Annotated in this window: 5 protein-coding genes; all 5 read right to left on the reverse strand. The window is 46.3% G+C overall.

All coding sequences use genetic code 11. The annotated features are described in order from the left end of the window. Positions 1 to 133: 133 nt before the first annotated feature. Positions 134 to 1,069, reverse strand: coding sequence for a hypothetical protein (locus M3200_RS02810; RefSeq protein WP_022382021.1), 936 nt, complete (start codon positions 1,067 to 1,069; stop codon positions 134 to 136). Between the two features lie 13 nt (positions 1,070 to 1,082). Beyond that, positions 1,083 to 1,553 carry an SsrA-binding protein SmpB gene (smpB, locus tag M3200_RS02815; RefSeq protein WP_022382022.1) on the reverse strand — a complete coding sequence of 157 codons (471 nt, stop codon included), beginning with the start codon at positions 1,551 to 1,553 and terminating at the stop codon, positions 1,083 to 1,085. A 40-nt stretch (positions 1,554 to 1,593) separates the two neighbouring features. After that, positions 1,594 to 3,630 (reverse strand): ribonuclease R, encoded by a 2,037-nt coding sequence (rnr, locus tag M3200_RS02820; protein ID WP_022382023.1) that lies wholly within the window; start codon positions 3,628 to 3,630, stop codon positions 1,594 to 1,596. Positions 3,631 to 3,747: 117 nt separating this feature from the next. Then, the gene (gene secG / locus M3200_RS02825) at positions 3,748 to 3,984 is read right to left on the reverse strand and encodes a preprotein translocase subunit SecG (protein ID WP_022382024.1); all 237 of its coding nucleotides are present in this window, start codon (positions 3,982 to 3,984) and stop codon (positions 3,748 to 3,750) included. A gap of 192 nt (positions 3,985 to 4,176) precedes the next feature. Beyond that, entirely contained in the window at positions 4,177 to 4,467 is a 291-nt protein-coding gene (locus M3200_RS02830; RefSeq protein WP_288178098.1) for an NYN domain-containing protein, read from the reverse strand. Positions 4,468 to 4,472: the final 5 nt, after the last annotated feature.

A 4,472-nucleotide genomic window follows, 5' to 3' on the forward strand; every position in this document is an offset into this window, starting at 1 on the left:
CGGACCAAATGATCCGGGGCAGAGCCCTTTTTGTCGGGATGAATTTTGTCACATCCCCTTTTTTATTGCCTTCATAACCTTTACAAATTCGTAAAAAAATACTGGCGCCCGGATCTAGCGCCAGTATTTTTATTTAGTCTTCTGTAATTACTGCTATCTCACCATCTGCAAATGCCTGCGGATATCTGAATTCCTGATCCCCGCTGTCAAAAGCAACTGTCAGGCGGCCGCTGCCGATTTCAGAAATCTTTCCGTTTCCATAAAGAGGAGAATGGACAAGTGTTCCAATTCCAAGTTCGAAGTATACGGTATTTCCGTGTCTGGTTTCTTTGGGAGAACCCGTGCTTGGTGCCGCTTTCTCTTTCCTTGTTTCCCCTTCCGGCACTGTATACGTTCTTCCCTTGCCCTTGGGCAATGCATCTTTCTTCGCTTTCTTAGTGGAAGGAGAGGCAGAGTGCAGGAGCTTCTGCGGAAGTCCGGTCGGATACATAACGTGTTCGCCCGTGGCTTCATAGGTCACATAAGTGCCTCTTTCAGTAATACGGCTGGCCGTTCCCTTTCCCAAGACATCATCAATGACAACGAGACCGAGAAGCTGCTGATCCTTTTCTTCCTTCTTCACCGGAGCGGGCTTCATTTCGCTCGGATCGAATGAGAATATTTTCTTCTCAATCGGTTCGCCCTTCGCATTTGTTCTCTTCAGCGGAGGTCTGCCGCTCTTTTCGAATCTTCCTCCTCTTCTGTCCTTATCGGCAAATCTTCCTCCCGGCTTCCTGTCTTCAGGTTTTCTGCGGGGAATGACTTTTTCAAGATCGCCAAAGACTACGGTGATTCCATCCTCGGAAACCTTGCGTACAATGCCGACCCCAAGTTTTCTGTCTATGAATTCAACACCGGGTTCCAGTTTCCTGCGGAATTCCCTTTTTCCGTCCTTGAAGTCTTTACCGTGTCCTGCTCCCCTGCCGCCGGAGAATCCTGGTTTCCCATGGCCGCGCTTGGAAAAATCGCGCTTCCCGCGAGGGCCTTTCGATGTATAGGAATGTCCTTTGCGGTTATTGTTTTCGTCCATTTTCTAATCCCTTCTAGTCATATCTCTGTTCTTTAATTCTTCTGTCTAAATCCCGCTTTGCAGCTTTTGCCGCCATATCCTGCCGCTTGTCATACAGCTTTTTGCCTGTAGCAGTTCCGATCTCCACTTTGACCTTTCCATGCCTGAAGTACATTTTAAGCGGTATCAGTGTATATCCCTTTGTCTTAAGCTGCATTTCAATTTTCATGATTTCTTTTTTATGCAGAAGCAGCTTCCTGGTTCTAAGCGGATCATGGTTGAATATATTTCCCTGTTCATACGGACTGATATGCGCATTCCATAAATATACTTCATCATTCTGGATTCTCGCAAAGCTGTCCCTCAGGTTTACTTTTCCGGCCCGGATCGATTTTACTTCTGTCCCAGTCAACGCGATCCCGCATTCATAAGTATCATGAATGAAATAATTATGATACGCCTGCCGATTACTCACAATAGGCGGTGCATTCTTGCTTCCGTCCATACTCGCCTCCTGGATATTTTATCTGGTAATCCTTATCAGATTACCTTCTTCCTTTTGATTTCTTGTTTTTCTTTCCCTTTTTGGAATGTGATTTCGAGGATGATCTGACTTTTTTCTCAAGGTTCAGCGGTGAATGGATTTCTCCCATGAAGAAGTCGACTTCTTTTCTTTCCTTGTCCGCTTTTACCAGCGTTACCCTGACGGGCATGCCCATGGAATATGTCTTTCCGGAGAAACGGCCTTTGAGCGTCATGCTGTCTTCCTGATAGACGTATTCATCATCTTCCATGGTATCGATATGGATCAGACCTTCAACACCATTATCAAGTCCAACAAATATACCGAAACGTGTGATGCCTGTAATATGGGCATCAAATGGTTCCCCTACGAAAGGAATCATATATTCTGTCATCTTCAGATCATCGACATCTCTTTCAGTCTGTGTTGCATTCTGCTCTGTTTCAGAACAGTGGTCGCAGGCTCTTACCAGGAAATCTGTCTGCGCTTTGAGCTGATTCTTCTTGAGCTGCTCGCTCAGTGCCTGGCGGATCAGCCTGTGAACCATGAGGTCAGGATATCTGCGGATCGGCGAAGTGAAATGGGTATAGCACTTGCTTGCGATACCGAAATGGCCGGCATTTTCCGTCTTGTAGCATGCCTGCGGCAGTGAGCGGAGTGTCATTACCTGTACGACAGGTTCAATATCTTCGCCTTCTACACTTTCAAGAAGCTTCTGTATATCCTTTGGCGTGGGATCTTCCGGAATATGAATGGGAAGTCCCATAATGGATACCAGCCGCTTCAGTGCATTGAGTTTTTCTTCATCCGGATGGTCATGGACTCTGTATACTGATGTGTTTCCTGTCTTTTCAAGGAAACGTGCAACAGCTTCGTTGGCCGCAATCATAGCGTCTTCAATCATCATCTCGGCAGCGCCTCTGATGCGTTTTTCGATACGCAGGGGCGTTCCGTCAAGATCGAGGACTACCTTGTATTCAGGGAAATCGAAATTCAATGCGCCGCGCTCGGATCTGTTTTTGCGCAGGCAGTCAGCGCAGGCTTTAAGATCCTTCAGCATCGGGAGGAACGGTTTCAGATCATCCGGTTCAATTCCTTCCTCGAATGCTTTGTTTATTTCAGGATAATTGCAGCGGCGTGCCACGCGGACCATGGATGGCGTGATTTTCTCTGTGTGAACATTTCCGTTCTGATCCACATCCATGACACAGGACATCGCATAGCGGTCTTCGTCATGATTCAGACTGCAAAGATCATTGGACAGCTGGAACGGGAGCATAGGAATTACGCGGTCTGCCAGGTACACACTGTTTCCGCGTCTGTAAGCTTCCTCATCAAGGAGCATTCCCTTTTTCACGTACCGGGATACGTCGGCAATATGAACGCCCAGTTCAAAATGACCGTTTTCCTTGCGGATACAGTATACCGCATCATCAAGGTCCTTGGAATCTGGTCCGTCGATGGTAACGATAGGAAGATCCCTGAAATCCGCTACGCCATTTTCCGGAACGACTTCACGCGGCAGCGCATCGGCTTCCTTCATGAGTTCATCGGAGAATACATGCGGCAGCCTGTGCTGGGCAATGATGATATCGATATCAAGGCCCTTGTCCCCTTCATAACCGATAACTTCCGTGACATGGCCCTTTGCATCCGTCCATTTCCCCGGCCATTCCGTTACTTCAACGATGACCCTTGCGCCAGTTGTTGCTTCCATTTCCTGGCCTTCAGGAATTTCAATGACCATATCGACCTTTTCATCGATCGGCACAGCCTCTCCGCCGTCTTTCAGCATTTCATACGTGCATACAAACGTATCATTTGCTCTTTCAATGACACGGGTAATGCGGCCTTCCGTATTATGCCTTCCGGTCTCGCCCTTGATTGTCTTCACTTCGACTTTGTCATTATTAACAGCGTTCAGATGATTATCTTCCCCGATATATACGTCTTCATGGTCATCATCTGTAATGAGAAAACCAAAACGCGGACTGTATGCCTTATAAATCCCCTCAAGCGTTACGCCTGGCTTATAAACTAGTTTCTCTGTCTTTTCCATTCTTCTCTCCAATTATCCAAACCGCACTTTATACTTCGCTTATCCGTTATCCAGGCCGGAATATTTCCCTGTGAATAAAAAGAAGGCCTGCAGTTTATGCAAGCCTCCTTTCATCAATCAGAAAGTATTCATATATCTCCCAAGTACGAGGCAGAGCACCGCAAAGATAATGCCAAATACCACAGTAAACTTAGAGAGAACTGCATCCTTGCCCCTGGTCTTGCCGCCTGCTACTGCTTCAGCACCGCCGCCGATAGCTGAACCCATGCCCGGCTGTTTGGATTCCTGGGCAACAACAACGACAATCAATAAAATAGATACCAATAATGTAGTTCCGATCAAAAAGTACTTCACTGTAAATCCTCCTCTATATCCGCTTTTTCAATACCTAAAAGCAGACACGGCCCTTCTTAAGATAATAAACCTAACATTAACCTTTATTTTATACTACTCTTGCATGCGGGTCAATACCAACACTATAATCCCGGTTAAAAATACAATGTATTGTTTCACATGGTGCATGATCATAGCCGGAAGCACTGCCGTCTATTTTTTGCCTCTGAGTTTATCAAGTTTTTCCTGAACGGATGGAGGAAGTGAATGTCCTATTTCGCTTCTGCGGTTTGTCTGATTATTCTTTTTGATGAATGTATGCTGATCCTTCTTGTCATGCTTCAAGGACCACATCAGATCATCAACAGCCACGCGGTAGGATCCGTTTCCCAGGACCTGGCTTTGTTCAGGCCCGTCAGAGGTGACAACGTAGATGGACCTGTACTCATTCCGCCTGATATACGATTCCTTTTCTATGGCGGATTGTATAATTAAGTTGAACACTTAAA

The sequence above is a fragment of the Dialister sp. CAG:357 genome, from assembly GCF_000435155.1.
GTDB lineage: Bacteria > Bacillota > Negativicutes > Veillonellales > Dialisteraceae > Dialister > Dialister hominis.

What these genes read in the sequence shown, in the direction of transcription:
- rnr (WP_022382023.1), bottom strand. Translation starts at nt 3,630, where the DNA reads ATGGAAAAGACAGAGAAACTAGTTTATAAGCCAGGCGTAACGCTTGAG.
- M3200_RS02810 (WP_022382021.1), bottom strand. Translation starts at nt 1,069, where the DNA reads ATGGACGAAAACAATAACCGCAAAGGACATTCCTATACATCGAAAGGC.
- smpB (WP_022382022.1), bottom strand. Translation starts at nt 1,553, where the DNA reads ATGGACGGAAGCAAGAATGCACCGCCTATTGTGAGTAATCGGCAGGCG.